At 69.5% G+C, this 17,195-nt stretch carries 14 protein-coding genes; 2 read left to right on the top strand and 12 right to left on the bottom strand.

What is annotated here, in order from left to right; translation table 11 throughout:
* The first annotated feature begins 1 nt into the window (after window position 1).
* Window positions 2-601 (top strand): superoxide dismutase family protein, encoded by a 600-nt coding sequence (locus R1101_RS25930; RefSeq protein ID WP_051017476.1) that lies wholly within the window; start codon window positions 2-4, stop codon window positions 599-601.
* A 99-nt stretch (window positions 602-700) separates the two neighbouring features.
* Window positions 701-1,822, top strand: coding sequence for a glutamate--cysteine ligase (locus tag R1101_RS0105630; protein ID WP_026002921.1), 1,122 nt, complete (start codon window positions 701-703; stop codon window positions 1,820-1,822).
* A 25-nt stretch (window positions 1,823-1,847) separates the two neighbouring features.
* Here R1101_RS0105630 and mnhG read toward each other — a convergent pair whose 3' ends face one another.
* From mnhG to R1101_RS0105570, 12 genes are all read right to left on the bottom strand, one after another.
* On the bottom strand, window positions 1,848-2,177 hold the full coding sequence (gene mnhG / locus R1101_RS0105625) for a monovalent cation/H(+) antiporter subunit G (protein ID WP_016932486.1): 330 nt from the start codon (window positions 2,175-2,177) through the stop codon (window positions 1,848-1,850).
* Window positions 2,174-2,434 (bottom strand): monovalent cation/H+ antiporter complex subunit F, encoded by a 261-nt coding sequence (locus R1101_RS0105620; protein ID WP_016932485.1) that lies wholly within the window; start codon window positions 2,432-2,434, stop codon window positions 2,174-2,176. The genes mnhG and R1101_RS0105620 overlap by 4 nt, the downstream gene beginning before the upstream one ends.
* On the bottom strand, window positions 2,431-2,979 hold the full coding sequence (locus R1101_RS0105615; RefSeq protein WP_016932484.1) for a Na+/H+ antiporter subunit E: 549 nt from the start codon (window positions 2,977-2,979) through the stop codon (window positions 2,431-2,433). Before R1101_RS0105615 ends, R1101_RS0105620 begins: the two co-directional genes overlap by 4 nt.
* The gene (locus R1101_RS0105610; RefSeq protein ID WP_016932483.1) at window positions 2,979-4,568 is read right to left on the bottom strand and encodes a Na+/H+ antiporter subunit D; all 1,590 of its coding nucleotides are present in this window, start codon (window positions 4,566-4,568) and stop codon (window positions 2,979-2,981) included. Before R1101_RS0105610 ends, R1101_RS0105615 begins: the two co-directional genes overlap by 1 nt.
* Window positions 4,565-5,176, bottom strand: coding sequence for a Na(+)/H(+) antiporter subunit C (locus tag R1101_RS25925; protein ID WP_016932482.1), 612 nt, complete (start codon window positions 5,174-5,176; stop codon window positions 4,565-4,567). The genes R1101_RS0105610 and R1101_RS25925 overlap by 4 nt, the downstream gene beginning before the upstream one ends.
* Window positions 5,173-8,010 carry a Na+/H+ antiporter subunit A gene (locus R1101_RS0105600; protein ID WP_026002920.1) on the bottom strand — a complete coding sequence of 946 codons (2,838 nt, stop codon included), beginning with the start codon at window positions 8,008-8,010 and terminating at the stop codon, window positions 5,173-5,175. The genes R1101_RS25925 and R1101_RS0105600 overlap by 4 nt, the downstream gene beginning before the upstream one ends.
* Window positions 8,011-8,212: 202 nt before the next feature.
* A complete protein-coding gene (locus R1101_RS0105595) occupies window positions 8,213-9,406 on the bottom strand; it encodes a hypothetical protein (protein WP_016932480.1) in 1,194 nt (397 codons plus the stop codon).
* 1 nt (window position 9,407) lies between these two features.
* Window positions 9,408-11,621: an AAA family ATPase gene (locus R1101_RS0105590; RefSeq protein WP_016932479.1), complete on the bottom strand. Its 2,214-nt coding sequence runs from the start codon at window positions 11,619-11,621 to the stop codon at window positions 9,408-9,410.
* 46 nt (window positions 11,622-11,667) lie between these two features.
* The gene (locus R1101_RS0105585) at window positions 11,668-12,585 is read right to left on the bottom strand and encodes a CDP-alcohol phosphatidyltransferase family protein (protein WP_016932478.1); all 918 of its coding nucleotides are present in this window, start codon (window positions 12,583-12,585) and stop codon (window positions 11,668-11,670) included.
* Window positions 12,582-13,304 carry a phosphatidylserine decarboxylase gene (locus R1101_RS0105580; protein ID WP_026002919.1) on the bottom strand — a complete coding sequence of 241 codons (723 nt, stop codon included), beginning with the start codon at window positions 13,302-13,304 and terminating at the stop codon, window positions 12,582-12,584. The genes R1101_RS0105585 and R1101_RS0105580 overlap by 4 nt, the downstream gene beginning before the upstream one ends.
* A gap of 117 nt (window positions 13,305-13,421) precedes the next feature.
* Entirely contained in the window at window positions 13,422-13,886 is a 465-nt protein-coding gene (locus R1101_RS0105575) for an SRPBCC family protein (protein WP_016932476.1), read from the bottom strand.
* Window positions 13,887-13,978: 92 nt separating this feature from the next.
* Window positions 13,979-17,195, bottom strand: a 3,217-nt coding sequence (locus R1101_RS0105570; RefSeq protein ID WP_016932475.1) for a TM0106 family RecB-like putative nuclease, incomplete at its 5' end; no start/stop codon positions are given.

Raw genomic sequence — 17,195 nt, 5'->3', positions numbered from 1 at the left:
GATCGTCGCGATCGCCGCGGTGGGCCTGACTGCGTGCTCGAACAGCGAGGAGGCGAGCACCGAGCCGGGGACGACTCCGCCGGTGTGGACGGGATCCGCCGCGCCCGCTTCCGAGGCCCACGGCGACGACCAGGGCACCGAGGGCGGAAGCGAGTCGCCGGCCGGTGGTGCTGCTGCAGCCTCCGCCGCTGCGCTCACCGCCGAGCTGACCACGGTCGACGGTGCCTCGGCCGGCACCGTGTCGTTCGCCGAGAACGGCGGCGACGTCGAGGTGACCATCGAGGTCGAGGGTCTCGAGCCCGGCTACCACGGTGTCCACATCCACGAGTTCGGCCGGTGCGAGCCCCAGTCCACCGCGCCGAACGGCGGCGAGCCCGGCGCCTTCCTGTCGGCCGGTGCCCACCTGCAGGCCGGTGGCAACACCTCCGTCCCCGAAAGCGGCGACCTGGTCTCGCTCGTCGTCCACGAGGACGGTACCGCCACCGCCACCGTCACCACCTCGGCCTTCGGCCTCGAGGACCTCGAAGGTGAGGACGGCGCCTCTGTGGTCGTGCACCAGGACAACCTCGGCGCCCGCCTCGCATGCGGCGTCATCGGGTGAGCAGGGGTCGAATCCCCTGAAGCTCGGTACCCGGGTAATTCCTGACACAGGGCCCCGCGACGGACATCCGTCGGCGGGGCCCTGTGGTTGGATCGAGACGTGGCAGTCGCGTTTCCGGGATCACCTCGTCCCACGATCGGCGTGGAATGGGAGATCGCTCTGGTGGACAAGACCACCCGCGATCTCTCGAACAGCGCGGCGGTCGTCTTCGACAGGGTGGAGGAGATCGCCGGGGAGACCCCGCGGCTGACCAAGGAGTTCCTGCGCAACACCGTCGAACTCGTCACCGGTGTACACGACACCGTCGCCGAGGCCGTCGACGATCTGTCCGAGTCGCTGTCGTTGCTGCGCCGCGCCGCCGATCCGCTCGGAGTGGACCTGATGTGTGCCGGCACCCATCCGTTCGCGCAGTGGACCGACCAGACCGTCACACCCTCCCCGGACTACGAGGAGATGATCAACCGCACCCGCTGGTGGGGACGGCAGATGCTCATCTGGGGAGTGCACGTCCACGTGGGAGTCTCCTCCGCGGAGAAGATCATCCCGATCCTCAATGCCATGCTCGTGAAATATCCCCACATGCTCGCGTTGTCGGCCTCGTCGCCGATCTGGGCGGGCTACGACACCGGCTACGCGAGCAACCGTGCGCTGATGTTCCAGCAGTTGCCGACTGCCGGCCTGCCCTATCACTTCGCCGACTGGCCGCAGTACGCGGAATTCATCGCCGACCAGCTCGAGTCCGGTGTCATCAGCCATCCCGGAGGCATGCACTGGGACATCAGGCCCGCGCCGAAATGGGGCACCCTCGAGGTCCGGGTCTTCGACGGCATCACCAACCGCGCCGAACTGGCCGCCCTCGTCGCGTTCGTGCATTCACTCGTCGTCTACTTCGACGAACGTCTCGAGCGGGGTGAGGAACTTCCTGTGCTGCAACCGTGGCACGTCAAGGAGAACAAGTGGCGTGCGGCGCGGTACGGACTCGATGCCGAGGTCATCCTCGACCCGGTGTGTACCGAACGGCTCGTCACCGACGACCTGAACGATCTGCTCGAGCAGATCATGCCCACCGCGGTACGGCTCGGATGCGCCGACGAACTCGCGCGGGTCGCGGACATCCCGGTGCGGGGAGCGTCCTACCAGCGTCAGCGGCGGATCGCGGAGCAGACGGACGGCGATCTCGTCGCGGTGGTGGACTCGCTCGTGGAGGAACTCGAGCAGTGATCGGTCGAGAACCGGCCGATCACCGTCAGCCTCCGCCGGGAGCGTCCTCGTCGAGCAGGCCGTCGCGACCGAGCTGCTCCCGGTAGGCGACGCGACCGACGCGGTGCGCGATCACCGGTGCCGTGAGGACCATGAACATGCCCGCCAGCGCCATCATCCAGATGTCGACGGAACTGCGCAGGATGATCATCGCGCCACCCAGCACGAACAACAGACCCACCACCTGCGGCTTGGTGGCCGGATGCATGCGCGACAGGGTGTCGCGGAAACGGACCACGCCGATCGCGGCGGTCAGCGAGATCACCGCGCCGAGGATGATCAGGATGTGGGCGAAGGTGTCGAGGACGGTTGTCATTGTTCGTCACGCACCCGGAATCGAGCCACGGACACCGAACCGATGAAGCCGACCAGCGACAGCGCCACCGTCGCCGGCAGCACCGTGGTGTCGCGCGTGTACACCGCCCAGATCGCGATCCCGCAGATCCCCAGCGCGAGCAGCGCATCGAGGCCGACGAGCCGGTCGAGAGAGTTGGGACCTGCGATGACTCGGTAGGTGATCAGAAGCGCGGAGACGAACAACAGCGCCCCGGCGATCACGAGTGCCACGGTCATGTCAGCTCCTCCGTTCCGCTGCGCCAGGGGCTGGCCTGCCACTCCGACTCGCGTTCGAAAGTCCGGATGAGCAGGTGTTCGATCAACCGGGCGGAACGGTAGAAGTCGGTCACGGCCTTGTCGGTACTCACGTCGAGGACGTGCACGTACATGATCCGCCGTACCTGGTCGATCTCGAGCACCATGGTGCCCGGGATGTTGTTCATGATGTCCGTCCACAAGGTCAGCACGAGGTCGGACTTGATGATGAGCCGGCAGCGCAGCACACCGGTGACCGGCGGCGGTGCCGGCCGGATCGCGAGCCAGGCCACGTTGATCGTCGAGCGGATCGTCTCCACGAAGATCACCGCACCGAGGCGCAGGGCGGCCCCCACGTGCACGCGACCTTCGACGGGCACGCGCGGCAGCGGCAGCACGAACATCACGACGAGCGAGACGACCATGCCACCGAGGATGTTGGCGATGCTGAAGGTGCCCCACAGCAGCACCCAGACCAGGGTCGTCCATCCCAGAACGAACAGCCGCAGGACATTGGCGCGTTTCATCATTCCTGCTCACCCCCCAGTACGGCCTGGATGTACACCGAGCGGTCGCGCAGGTTCTCGGCGGCACGGTTGCTGATGTCGAGCAGCGGACCGGCGAAGACCGTCAACGACACGCCGATCACGACGAGCCCGATCGTGGGGACGAGCATCGCGGCCGGCATCCGACCGACGTCGGGGCGGTCCTCGAAGGAGATGTCCGTGGTGGATTCGTCGATCAGGGCCGACGGACCGATGTCGGCGAGGTCGCCCTCGGGTGCGTCGGCGCGGGCCCGCCAGAATGCCTTCGTCCAGATCCGGGCGACGACGTACAGCGTCAGCAGGCTGGTCAGCACACCGCCACCCACGAGGATCCAGGCGAGGACGGATCCGTTCTGCGCGCCGGCCTGCAACAGGGCTACTTTCCCGATGAATCCGGAGAACGGCGGGATACCGCCCAGGTTGAGCGCCGGGATGAGGAACAGGACCGCCAGCAGCGGACTCATGACCGCGAGACTGCCCAGGCGACGCAGGGACGCCGATCCGGCCTGGCGTTCGATGAGACCCACCACGAGGAACAGTGTGGTCTGTACGAGGATGTGGTGCCCCACATAGAAGACGGCTCCCGCGAGGCCGGTCTGCGACGACAGGGCGACACCGAAGACCATGTACCCGATATGGCTGACGAGAGTGAAGGACAGCAGACGCTTGGTGTCGTTCTGCGCGATCGCACCGAGAATGCCGACGATCATCGTGAGCAGCCCGGCGACGAGCAGGACGTCGTCGAGTTCGCCCCCCGGGAACAGCAGAGTGTGCGCCCGGATGATCGCGTAGACACCGACCTTCGTCAGCAGCCCGGCGAAGACCGCCGTGACCGGGGCCGGGGCGGTGGGATAGGAGTCGGGCAGCCACGACGACAGCGGGAACACCGCGGCCTTGATGCCGAAGGCCACGAGCAGCACGCCGAAGATCGCCGCCCGGGTGCCCGGTGTGATCTCGTCCATCCGCAGCGCCATCTGGGCGAGGTTCAGGGTGCCCGTGGCGGCGTAGGCGAAGGCGATGCCCAGCAGGAAGATCAGCGAGGACACCATCGAGACCATGACGTACGAGACGCCGGCGCGCACGCGGTCGGCGCTCGCACCCAGGGTCAGCAGGACGAACGATGCGGCGAGCAGCACTTCGAAGCCGACGAAGAGGTTGAACAGGTCACCGGCGAGGAAGGCGATGTTGACGCCCGCGGTGAGCGCCAGATAAGTCGGCAGGAAGATCGAGACGGGCTGTTGCTCGTTGCCGTCGTGGATACCCTGACCGACGGCGAACAGCATGACCGCCAGCAGCACGATCGCCGAGACGACCAGCATCAACGCGGACAGACGGTCGACGACCAGCGAGATACCGATCGGCGCTTCCCACCCGCCGATCTGGAGTACGGCGATGCCGTCGGCGTCGGCGTAGTACAGCAGGGCCGCACACACCACGAGGGAGGCGACCAGCGCGACGACGGTGATCCACCGCTGGGCGCGGGGACGCCGGCCGACGATCAGTGTGGCAGCCGCGGCCAGCAGCGGGACGAGCACGGGAAGGGGAACGAGGTTCGCGACACCGAGGTTCATCGGCGTTCCCCCTTTCCGGTGCTCTCGTGGTTCCGGTCCGTCTCGTCGCGGTTCCGGGCGTAGGCCGAGTCGGTGGGATCGTCGAAATCCCCGTCGTGCAGATCCTCGTACGCCTCGAGATCCTCGATGTTCTTGAGCTGGTCGAGCGGGATGGGATTGCCCTCGGCGTCGAACGCGTCACCGCCCTTGCTCGGGATGCCGGTGAGGGGGTCGTCGGATCGGTCGCGCGAGGGCAGGTCGGCGATGCTGCGTCGCTTCGACACGAGGGTGTCCTCGGGGTCGTTCTCGATCTCGTCACGTGCCCGGAAGGTGTAGGAGCGGTAGGTCAGTGCCAGGACGAAGGCTGCGATGCCCATCGTGATCACGATCGCGGTGAGGATCATCGCCTGGGCGAGGGGATCGGCCATGCCCTCGTTCAGGTCGCTCTCGACGCCGACGATCGGGGCATGGCCCGCGGGACCGCCGAGGGTGAGCAACAGCAGGTTGATGCCGTTGCCGGCCAGCAACAGGCCCAGCAGCATCTTGATGATGCTGCGTTCGAGCAGCAGGTACACACCGGACGCGACGAGTACACCGACGACGGCGAGGAGCGTGATGTTCGCCGTCATCGGCTCTCACCCACGGTCTCGGCGTCGAGGCGCGCACCGAGGCTGCGCAACACGTCCAGGATCAGGCCGACCACGATGAGATACACCCCCAGGTCGAAGAACAACGCGGTCACGAGTTTGATGTCACCGAGCACCGGCAGGGTCAACTCGACCGTGGCGGACGACAACGCCGGGGCGCCGAGGAACATCGACACCAGTGCCGTTCCGGCGGCGAAGGTGAGTCCGAGGCCGAGGATCTTGCCGGCGTCGATGGGAACCGCCTCTCCGAGCTCGTAGCGTCCGCCGGCCAGGTACCTCAGGACGAGCGCGAGACCGGCGACGAGACCGCCCGCGAAGCCGCCACCGGGAGCGTTGTGCCCGGAGAAGAAGAAGTACACCGACAGAATCATCAGGGTGGGGAAGACCAGCCGGGTGGTGACCTCGAGGACCAGCGAGCGGTAGCGCGGATCGATGAGATCGCCGCCGAGCAGCCAGGTCGTCTCGTTGCTGGCGGAAACCGCGTCGAGCTGCGCTGCGGGAGCATCCGCCACACGCGGGGCGGTGCCGAAGCGGCGGGTGCGGAACACCAGGCTGGCCACGCCGGTCGCGGCGACCAGCAGCACCGAGATCTCGCCCAGGGTGTCCCAGGCGCGGATGTCGACGAGCAGGACGTTGACGACGTTCTTGCCGTCGCCACCGTAGTAGGCGGCATCGGGCAGCAGCAGCGAGATCGGATCGGTGGTGCGTGCCGCGACCGCGTAGGCGCCGATGCCGACGACTACCGCACCGACCGCGATGCCGAGCAGGGCGCGGGCGAACTTGCTGCCCATCACCGCAGCCGGGTCGGTCTCGGCGGGCAGCTTGCGCAGGACCAGCACGAACATCACGAGGGTGACGGTCTCGACGAGGAACTGGGTGAGCGCGAGGTCGGGGGCGCCTTGGAGCGCGAACAGCACCCCGAGCCCGTAGCCGGTCACACCGACGACCAGCAGGGCGGCGAGGCGGTTGCGCAGTATCGTCGTCGTGATCGCGGCGACGATCATGAGCAGTCCCACGGCGAGCTGCCAGACCGAGTCCCATGCGCGTGTCGCGGGCATCACGCTCGTTCCGAAGAAGAACATCAGCACGGTCGGGAGTGCCACCAGGGTGACGAGGATCGTCGCCTGGGTCAGCGGCAGCGAACCGCGCTGCAGGAAGGCGGTCAGGCGCAGGGACAGGGTGTCCATGCCCTGCAGGGTCGCGTCGTACATCCGGTCGGCGTTGCCGAGCGGGGGATGCTCGAAGCGCAGGCGCGCGATGGTGCGGTGCGCGAGGAACAGCGCCGTGCCACCCGCGATCACCACGACGGTCAGGCCGAGCGGCAGAGTGAATCCGTGCCACAACGCAAGGTGGTACGGCTTCGCGAGGTCGGTGGGCAGTTCGTCGGCATAGGGGGCGATCAGGTGATCGATCCACGAGCTCGCGAAGCCCGCGGCGAGACCGGCGAACGCGAGGACGCTCGGCGCGGTGAGCAGCAGCGGTCCGGGGGCGTGCAGGTTCTGCACCGAGGGGCTCGGCCGTTTGAGCTGCTTGCGGCCGAAGGCGCCCCAGATGAACCGGATGCTGTACGCGAGGGTGAGGATCGAACCCACCACGATGCCCGCGGTCATGGCGATCCGTGCCCAGTCGGGCAGCACCTCGGCCACCAGAGCCGACTCCAGCGCGGCTTCCTTCGCCACGAAACCGATGAACGGCGGTAGTCCGGCCATGCTCGCCGCCGCGAGTATCGCGATCATCATCAGATAAGGGGCAGCGGAACCGAGATGCGCGAGTTTGCGAATGTCGCGAGTGCCGGTGGAGTGGTCGATGATGCCGACCACCATGAACAGGCACGCTTTGAACAGTGCATGAGCGATGACCATCGCCAGGCCGGCCAGCGCCGCTTCCCGGCTGCCCGTGCCCACCAGGGCCGTGAGGAAACCGAGCTGGCTGACGGTGCCGAATGCGAGGATGAGCTTGAGGTCGAAGGCGCGGAACGCCCGCCAGCCGGCGAGGATCATCGACGCGAGACCGAGACCGATGACGATGGGGCGCCAGGCCGCGCTGTCGGCGAAGCCGGGTGCGAGCCGGGCCACGAGATAGATGCCGGCCTTGACCATCGCAGCGGCGTGAAGATATCCGGAGACCGGGGTGGGGGCGGCCATCGCGCCGGGCAGCCAGAAGTGCAACGGGACGACGGCGGACTTCGACAGTGCGCCGACGAGAACGAGCACCACCGCTACGCCGGCGAGCCACCCGTGGGGTGCTGCGGCGACGACGTCGGAGAGGTTGTAGCTGCCGACCATCTCGCCGAGGATGATGATGCCGACCAGCATGGCCAGGCCACCGGCCGTGGTGACGAGCAGGGCCTGGGTGGCGGCGCGCCGACTCGACGCTCGCTCGGCGTAGTGGCCCACGAGCAGGAACGACAGGACGGTCGTCAGTTCCCAGAAGATGTAGAGCAGCAACATGTTGTCGCTGACGACCAGGCCGAACATCGCGCCCGCGAAGGCGACCATCTCAGCGGCGAAGATTCCCAGGCGGGGCTCGTCGTCCTCGAAATAACGCGAACAGTAGAGCAGGATCAGCGAGCCGATGCCCAGGACGAGCACGCACATGATCGCCGCGAGCGTGTCGAAGCGCAGATCGATGTTCATCGACAGAGTCGAAGCCCACGCGATCTGCAGTTTCTGCTCGGTTCCCCAATTGGTGACGACCCAGCCGAGACTCGCGAGGGGCACCAGCGCGAGCGGCAGGAATGCGTTTCTCCCCATGACTCTGACCAGAAGCGGCGCCAGAAGAGCAGCAACCGCATGGGCGACGAGTATGGCGATCAAAAGGCACTCCGTCGGGGTCGGGCCTGTCGGCGGGGTGAAACGGACTGCGGGTCGTAGGACTCGCTGTCGTCACAGCGGACGGCACACCGCCGAAACGGGGATCGCCCCGACATGCACGCCGCTCGCCGTCATCGGGCAAAACGGATTGTTCCTATCCTAATGGTTGTCTTCACACGCTTGCGAATCGGGTAGGTGAGAGCATCTAACGCACCTGCCACGCACAGATCACGGCGGCGGCGAACAATGCGAGCGCCGACCACTGCGGCTCCGCCGGCAGCATCCACACCGCTCCCACGACGGCCGTCGCCGGCACCGGCAGCGCGAGCCCGAGCGCCGCGACGGAGGCCGAACCCGGCAACGACGCACCGAGCGCGAGACCGGTGCCCAGCGCGACGAGCGCGACCCGCACCGCGAGCGGAATGCCCTCGCCGATCTCCTCCGGCCACCACACCGTCGCCGCCGAGATCGACGCGGCGAGCAGCAGCCCGGGAAGCGCGTACGGCAGGGAGGAGGCGAGCCGGACCCCGGCGACCACCGCGGCCACCGCGACGAGCGACACCCACCACGGCACGCTCGCCGACCGCATGCCCGACCACAACTCCACGAGCACGGGGTATGCCGCGGCCACGGCGCCCGTGACCGCGAGGACGAACCGGTCGTCGCCGGGTGGGACGAGACGCGCGACGATCTCGGCGCCGACGACCGCCACGGCGAGCGCGCCACCGGCGATCAGCCATGGGAGCACACCCGTGCCGGTCGCGCGGGAGCCCACGAATTCACCCAGCAGGCGGTACCCCAGGGAGAGCACCACTGCGGCGGTCACCACGATCGCGAGCAGTCGCGGATCGGCCCGCTGCACGCGCAGGCCGGCGGGCACGGTCAGCGCGGCGGCGACCGTTGCGACGAGTGCGAAGGCCAGTGCCCATTGCGGCACCGTCCAGCGCAGCGCGTGGACGGGAACCTCGGAGCCCACGGCCGCGGCGGTGAGGAAGGCCGCCCACCCGCCGGCGATCAGGGCCCACTGGCCGGTCGCCGAGCCCCACGAGCCCGCGGTCGCCGCCCCGAGCAGCACACCGGTGATCGCCGCGATCACCCATCCGACGACGGTCAGGCTGTCGGCCGAGATACCGGCGGGAACGAGATACCGAATCGAGCCGAGGACCACGACCGACGCGGCGGCCAGCATCCATGCGGTGCGCCGGGAGCCGGTCCGCTGAAGCCCGGCCGCCGAGAGGACGGCCAGCGCGGCGGTGACCACGGGAGCCCACTCGCTGCGGGCACCTTCCGGCAGGACCGACTCACCCGCGGCCGGGACGAGGATCGCGACCGCAGCCGCGAGGAAGGCCGCGAGGACGGCTGCCGGACCGGCGACGCGGACCGCGGTGGAGACGGGCATCTCAACGGCCCTCCGCGTAGGCCTGCAGATGCGCGACCTGTTCGGGATCGAGTGAGGGCCGCACTTTCTCCCGGGCCGTCGCGACGTCCTTCGCGGTGACGACGGCGGCATCGACGTTGCGCCGCATGGCCGCGAGCGCGGCCTCGCGCAGCAACGCCGAACAGTCCGCGGCCGAATAACCGTCGAGTCCGGCGGCGAGTTCGTCGAGGTCGACGTCGTCGTCGAGCGGCACCGAACGGCCCGCGGTCTTCAGGATCGCGGCGCGGGCGTCGGCGTCCGGCGGCGGCACGAACACGAGCCGTTCGAGCCGGCCTGGACGCAGCAACGCCGGATCGATCAGGTCGGGCCGGTTGGTCGCTCCCACCACCACGACGTCGCGCAGCGGCTCCACACCGTCGAGTTCGGTGAGCAGCGATGCGACGACCCGGTCGGACACCCCGGAATCCGAGCTCTGTCCGCGGCGCGGCGCGAGCGCGTCGATCTCGTCGAGGAACACCAGGGCCGGTGCCGAGTTGCGGGCACGCTCGAACAGTTCGCGCACCGCCTTCTCGGAGGCACCCACCCATTTGTCCATCAGTTCGGCGCCCTTGACGGCGTGGACGCTCAGGCGCCCGGTGCCGGCGAGAGCGCGGACGAGATAGGTCTTGCCGCACCCGGGCGGGCCGTACAGCAGCACGCCGCGCGGCGGATCGACACCGAGACGCTCGAACGAATCCGGGTGCTGGAGGGGCCACAGCACGGCTTCGGTCAGGGCCTGTTTCGTCTCGATCATGTCGCCGACGTCGTCGAGGCTCACGCTGCCGATCGCAAGTTCCTCCGTGCCCGAGCGCGACAGCGGGCGGATCACCTCGAGGGCGCCGATCAGGTCGTCCTGGACGAGCGACGGCTCGTCGTCGTCGCGGTTGGCCCGGGACGCCGCGCGGAGTGCGGCCTCGCGGCACAGCGCCGCGAGGTCGGCGACGACGAAGCCGGGGGTGCGACCCGCGACGGCGGTGAGGTCGAGGTCGGTGGAGGGCACCGACCGCAGCAGCACGTCGAGCAGGGCGCGGCGGGTCGCGCCGTCGGGCAACGGCAGGGACAGTTCGCGGTCGCAGATCTCGGGTGCCCGCAGCCGGGAGTCGACGTCGTCGGGATGTGCGGTGGTCGCGACGAGCACCGCACCCTCGGTGTCGACGACCCGCCGTAGTTCGTCGAGGATCAACGTCGCGACGGGTTCGGTGTCGGCCGGCAGCACGGCGTCGACGTCGGTCAGCAGCAGGACACCACCGCCGCGCACCGATTCGGCCGCGGCGGAGATCCGGCGGAGCCGTTCGTCGGCGGCGAGCGCACCGACGCCCGGTCCGTCGACCTCCACCAGACGCCGGCCCGAGACGACCGAACGTACGAAGGTCGCCTTGCCGACTCCGGCGGGACCGGTGACGAGCACGCCGAGATGCGGCGACGCACCGAGGGTGCGCAGCAGTTCGGGTTCGTCGAGCGAGAGGGTGAGCCATTCGGACAGCTTCGCGACCTGGGCCTGCACACCCACGAGGTCCTCGACCGGCGGTGCCGGTGGTGCCGGCGGCGGCGCGGCGGCCGGTTCGGGCCGGACGGTCGCGGAGGAGGAGGCGACGAATCCGGAGACGGACGGCACGGAGGTGGACGGCAGGGCACCCGGGGCGCCACCCCACACCACGGCGGTGTTCGGCTGCACGCTCACCGGCCCGGCCGGATCGACCGACGAGACGGTGAGCAGTTCGGTGGTCCATGCGATCGCGAACGTCCGTGAGAGCGCCCGCGTCGTCTCGGCGTTGCTCGTGCCCGGTCCCAGATCGCGCGGCAGCAACGACACCGCGTCGCCGACGGTGAGGACCTTGCCGAGCAGTGCCTGACGCAGTGTGGTCTCGGGGATCGACTGCCTGGCGAGGGCGGATCCGGTGACGGTCACCGTGCGCGCGCCGTACACCGTCACGGGTGCGACGACGACGGTCGCGTCCTCCTTCAGGCCCGTGTTCGACAGCACCACGTCGTCGAGCAGGATCGTGCCGGTGGGGGTGCCGGCCGGTGCGAGACCCGCCACGACCGCTGTGCGACGCGCCCCCACCAGCGCGATCGCGTCCCATTCCCGTAGGCCCAGCGCGGCCAGCGCTTCGGGGTGCAGACGCACGACACCGCGCCGCGCGTCGGCGGCGGAGGTGTTGAGCCGGACGGTGAGTGAGAGTTGTGGGGTGGTCACCCCGCCGAGCCTAGAACGTGACTAGCGTCCTCGCGGGTCGTGCATGTCATCGTCCTCGCGGACGGCGCAGCCCGAGTCGCGCCTGAGATCGTGCCGTCGTGGCGACGCGCCGGGCAGCGACGCGACGCGGACGTTCGGCGCGGTTACGCGCGCGCAGGGCCCGTCGTTCCGAGGGCTTGATGTCCCAGGTCTCGGGCCGGGCCGCGACCCAGCGCCGGGACCGCACCGCGAAGGGGATGTGCGCGAGGTAGACCGCGACCAGCACGAGCATGAGGATGAAGGGGTAGGTGACCAGCGCGGCCGCAGCCACCGCGACCAGCACGAGCAGCACGACTGCGAGTCGTGCGGGCACCGACGCCGACTTCATCGCGAAGGTCGGGAGCCGGCTGACCGCGAGGCCTGCCGTTGCGAGGGTCCACAGCGCGACGAGCGCGTAGGTGGTCCACCAGCCGTCGCCCCACTGGATGTAGGCCGCGACCGGCGCGAGTGCGACGAGGGCGGCCGCCGGGGCGGGCACGCCGACGAAGTACTCGCGGGCGTAGGCGGGGACGCTGTCGTCCTCGAGGAGGGTGTTGAAGCGCGCGAGCCGCAGGATCAGGCTCACCGCGTAGAGCAGAGCGACGATCCAGCCGAAGGGGCTGCCGTCGAGCATCGTCACGTACAGCACCAGCGCCGGCGCCACACCGAACGCGACGGCATCGGACAACGAGTCGAGTTCGGCGCCGATCTTGCTGGTCGCGTCGAGCATGCGGGCGATGCGGCCGTCCAGTGAGTCGAGGACCGCCGCGGCGCCGATCATGCCGAGAGCGGTACCGAGTTCCCCGTCGAGCGCGAACTTCACCGCCGACAGACCGGCGGAGAACGCCAGGATGGTGATGACGCTCGGCAACAGGCGGACGACGTTGGACCGATTGCGGGACCGTGCGGTCGCGGCCGCGCGCGCACCCTGCGTAGGCGGACTCACGACAGCGTGGGCAGCTGAGCGAGAACGGTCTCGGCGCCGATCGTGCGCTGACCGCGTTCGACCAGCACAGTGCTCCCGGCCGGCAGGTAGGTGTCGACCCGGGAACCGAAACGGATCAGGCCGTAGGTGTCGCCGATCGGCAGGGTGTCGCCGATCTGCGCGTCGTTGACGATGCGACGGGCCAGCAGCCCGGCGATCTGGACGACGGCGACCTCGGCGCCGTCGCGGGTCTCGATCAGCATGCTGGTGCGCTCGTTGACCTCGCTCGCGTCGGCGAGATCGGCGGAGAGGAACTTGCCCGGCGTGTGGACCACGGAGCGAACGGTGCCGCCGACGGGGCTGCGCTGTACGTGCACGTCGAGGACGGACAGGAAGATGCTGACCCGGGGGCGCTCCTCGCTGCCGAGCCCGAGTTCGGCGGGCGGCACGGCGTGGTCGACGAGAGCGATCTCGCCGTCGGCGGGCGCGACGACCACACCGGCGCGGTTCGGGGGCACACGGTGCGGATGCCGGAAGAAGGTGGCGCACGCCAGTGCCGATGCGAGACCGGCGCGGCGCAGCCAGGGCTTACGGCGGCCGAGGGTCGCCACGGCCAACGGAGCGGCGACGAAGGGGATGCCGCCCGGATGCATGGGCGGTACGACATGTCTGACCAGGTCGACCATGTGGGCTACCCCGCTGGTGGGGGGTGTTCCGGCGGGCGTCGGCTTACGTGCCACGGGCTCCTCTTATCGCTGGCGATCGGTGTGCTGTGGACTGCAGTGGACCCGCCCGTCGAACGGGCGGGTCCTGTCGGTCCACAGGCACTCCAGCGTACGTGAGCCGAGGGTGGAAGGTCAGACCCGCGCGGCCGTCTCGATCTCGCTCTTGAGACGCGCGAGGGTCGCGTTCATCCCCCTCGTCAGTTCGTCGTCGAACGCCTCGGTGCCGCCGAGAACATACTTCACCAGGGTCTGCGAGAGCGTGCTGGTCCCGGTGGGGGCTTCGCGCCGCTGGGTGACGCGGGTGCCGGTCGCGGTGGGTTCGAGGGTGAACGACCAGATCGTGCGGTTCTCGTTGATCCGGAAGCTCAGGCGGCGGCCGGGTTCGAAGGCGACGACCTTCGCGGTGGTGGGCCACACGAGCAGGCCCTTCTTGTTGATGTTGATCGTGGTGGTGCCGGCGGACACCGGCCCGCCGCGCACGATCATCCGGCGGCACTGCGGGCTCCATTCGCCCATCCGCTTCAGATCGGACACCACGCGCCACACCTGCTCGGGAGAGGCGGCGATCTCGATCGTGGCCTCGAGGGTCTTCGACACGTGTACTCCTGTTCTCGGGGGACCGGGTCCCGTGTATCCGCTACCTGAGGTAACAGGATCGCCGTCGATCCTAACGGACGATGTGAGTGCGGTCACGTCCCGGTGGGGCCGGGTTCGGTCAGGCGCAGGAACGCCCCGAGTTCGATCAGGTCGTCGGGAGTCGACGGGAGGTGATCGGTCAGCGCACCGGACCGGACGATCACTGCCGTCCATTCACCGCGCGAGAGTGCCACGTTCGACCGGTTGCGGGACAGCAGGAACGACATCCCCCGTGGCACGTCCTCGACGGCGGAGGCCGTCATCGACACGAACACCATCGCGGCCTGGCGCCCCTGGAACTTGTCGACCGTGCCCACCTGCACCCGGTGCAGACCCGCCGCGGCGAGATCCTGTCGCAGGCGGGTGACCTGAGCGTTGTACGGCGCGACCACCAGAACGTCCTCCTCGCCCAGGGGCCGCGGCGGCGAGTCGGCGTCGTCCGTCCACGCGGCGCCGAGCACGGACGCGATCGCGTGCACGATCTCGGCGCTCTCCTCGGGCGAGCAGGTCGCGTTGCCCTCGTGGGCCACCTCGATCAGGCGGATACCGGGTGGGACGCCGTCGAGCGCGCGACGCGTGGTGATCTCGGACTTCGACCGCAGGCGTCCCTCGTAGGACAGCTCGGACACCCGCGCGCACAGATCCGGGTGCATCCGCCAGGTCACCGGAAGGAAGTAGCCACGATCGGCGGGCAACGCCCCGTGCCCTTCGGCGAGCCATCCGAGGGCGGATTCGTCGACCGGCTCGGGGTGGGTGCCCTGGGAGACCTGGGGAAGTTGCCGGGGGTCGCCGAGTAGCAGCAGATTCGACGCGGCCGTGGCCACGGCGATGGTGTCGGCGAGACAGAACTGTCCGGCCTCGTCGATCACCAGCAGGTCGAGGCTGCCGGGAGCGATGCAATTCGGATTCGTGAAGTCCCAGGCCGTTCCGCCCACCACGTAGCCGGCGGTGGATGTACCGATATGTGCCGCAAGGGTCTTCGCGTCCGGGAAGGCGGCCCACGTCGGTTCCGGGTTCTGGCATTTCGCCTTGGCGACCCGCTCACCCGGCACTCCCGCCGCAACGATGCCGGCCAGCATGTTCTCGACCACCGAATGCGACTGCGCGACCACGCCGACCCGCCAACCGTGCTCGTTCACCAGCGACGCCACGACGCGGGCCCCGGTGTACGTCTTGCCGGTGCCGGGCGGACCCTGCACCGCCAGATACGAATCGTCCAGGGCGAGAACGGCCGTGACGATGGTGTCCGCCGTATCGTCACCGAGCGGCGGCAACGCGCCGCCGGAGCGCAGACGAGGAGGGATGCGGCGCAGCACATCCACCGCCGCGGTCGACGGCAGCGACGGCAATCCGCTGCACATCGCCTCGGCGGCGGAGGCGATCGCCGCGTCGATGTTCTTCGACGCGACGGGCGCACCGGGCGTGACGGCGACCGGCAGTGCGGAGTACTCCTCGTCCGTCCGCAACAGCTCGTCGACGACGAGCACGTCGGGATGCTCCGTCCCCGTGGTGCGTTCGACGACCTTGCCGCGCGACCACGCGCGCGTCCCGGCGCCGCCGTCGGGCAATCCGTCCGGCCCCGGCGCGTCGTACAGCAGGAAGACGTCCTGATCGGCCCGCAACGCGCTGCCCGGTTCGAGTTCGCCGGCGAGGCGCAACCGGCGCCGGAGCAGTCGCTGCCGGGAGGTGGCCTTGTGCCAGTCGGTCTCGACGGCGGCCGTCGCCGCGACCAGCGTGTCGCGGCCGTCCGCCCATTCGTCCGGCGCCGTGGACAGACGATCGAAGTGCGCCCACCAGAACGGTTTCCGCTCGCGCCGGTGATAGCCCACGGCCGCGGCCACGAGGGCGGCGGCCTGCTGCTCGGGGGTGCGGTGGCCCGCCAGCGCCCCACCGACGAATTCGAGCAGTTTCGTCTCCGCGGGGTGCGCTTCCGCGTCGGGGGCGGCCTCGTCGTGTGTCACCTCGCTCGGGAAGACGCCGTGGTCGCGGGCGTGGGTGAGCAGCCAGTCGCGCAGGCGCAGTGTCGAGACGCAGTCGTCCTCGTTGTAGGAGGCGATCGACGCGAGTTCGCGCTCCGCCTCCTCGTGGCGTCCGGCGTCGCGCAGTGCGCAGCAGTCCGCGTACGCGACGATCGAGGCGCCCGCATCGACGACATCCCCCTCGCGCGCCTCGGCGTCGCCGGTGTAGAGCGGTTCGAGTTCCTTCAGCCCGTACGCCCGGGCACCCACGCGGATCGAGTTGCGCACCACGGGATACAGGTCGACGAGGACACCCTCGCGCAGCAGGTCGTCGACGATTTCCTCGCCGACGCCGTACCGACCGGCCAGCCGCAGCAGAGCCGTCTTCTCGTAGGGGGCGTAGTGGTAGATGTGCATCTTCGGGTGCCGGCGCCGGCGGTCGGTGACGTAGTCGAGGAAATCCAGCAGCGCCTGTCGCTCCTGCCGGCGGTCGTGCGCCCAGAACGGCCGGAAGACCGGTGCGTCGGCGGTGCCCTCCACGACACCGAACAGGTACTCGAGTCCCCATTCGGAACTGCCGCCCTCGGACCACAGCGGGTCGCCTTCGAAGTCGAAGAAGATGTCGCCTTCGTCGGGGGCGGGCAGGACGCCGAGCGGGGTGGCATCGTAGACCTCGGCGTAGGGGGCGCCCTGCTTCTCCTCCTCGAGCTGGGCCCGTGCCTGCGCCCGCAGGGTGTCGAAGGTGCGGCGCGCCATTCCGCCGACGGGTGTCTCACGTGCGGCGAGATCGTCGATGGTCGACACGCCCGCGTCGATCAGCCGCAGCCGCTGGATGCTGCGCATCCCGGCGACCAGCAGCAGGTCGCGGTTCCGCTCGATCTCCGGGGCGCACTCGTCGCAGCGACCGCACGCGGTGTGCCCGCCCCATCCCCACCGCGCCGGTCCGGCGGCAGCGCGGTGCGACGTGAGAAGGGTTTCGAGACAGTCGCGTCGGTACCGGTAGACCGGCAGGACCTCCGCGAGCGGGTAGGAGGCGATCGAACCGTCGCCCAGGACGAGATGTACGTGGGAGGACACCGGCGTCCCGGTGCGGGTGAGGGCGTCCGCGTAGGCGGCGAGCTGCAGGAGGGCCTCGACCTTCGCGTGCCGGGACAGTGTGCTGTCGTACACGGCGTAGCCGTCGTCCTCGCGGATGAGGAAGTCGGAGAAGCCGATCATGCCGGCCGGATCCGGGCCGGTCTCGAAGAACGCACCCTGACAGACGACGGGTGCGCCGGCGCGAACGGCCTCGAGGGTGGCCTGCGCGGCTTCC

Source organism: Rhodococcus sp. R1101, assembly GCF_000278445.1.
Lineage (GTDB): Bacteria > Actinomycetota > Actinomycetes > Mycobacteriales > Mycobacteriaceae > Rhodococcus > Rhodococcus gordoniae.
The sequence above is the reverse complement of the archived record's forward strand: the minus strand, read 5'-3'. Positions and strand labels throughout refer to the sequence as shown.

Excerpts from the sequence above, each read along its gene's own strand:
- mnhG (WP_016932486.1), bottom strand. The coding sequence starts at position 2,177 with ATGACAACCGTCCTCGACACCTTCGCCCACATCCTGATCATCCTCGGC.
- R1101_RS0105620 (WP_016932485.1), bottom strand. The coding sequence starts at position 2,434 with ATGACCGTGGCACTCGTGATCGCCGGGGCGCTGTTGTTCGTCTCCGCG.
- R1101_RS0105615 (WP_016932484.1), bottom strand. The coding sequence starts at position 2,979 with ATGAAACGCGCCAATGTCCTGCGGCTGTTCGTTCTGGGATGGACGACC.
- R1101_RS0105610 (WP_016932483.1), bottom strand. The coding sequence starts at position 4,568 with ATGAACCTCGGTGTCGCGAACCTCGTTCCCCTTCCCGTGCTCGTCCCG.
- R1101_RS25925 (WP_016932482.1), bottom strand. The coding sequence starts at position 5,176 with ATGACGGCGAACATCACGCTCCTCGCCGTCGTCGGTGTACTCGTCGCG.
- R1101_RS0105595 (WP_016932480.1), bottom strand. The coding sequence starts at position 9,406 with ATGCCCGTCTCCACCGCGGTCCGCGTCGCCGGTCCGGCAGCCGTCCTC.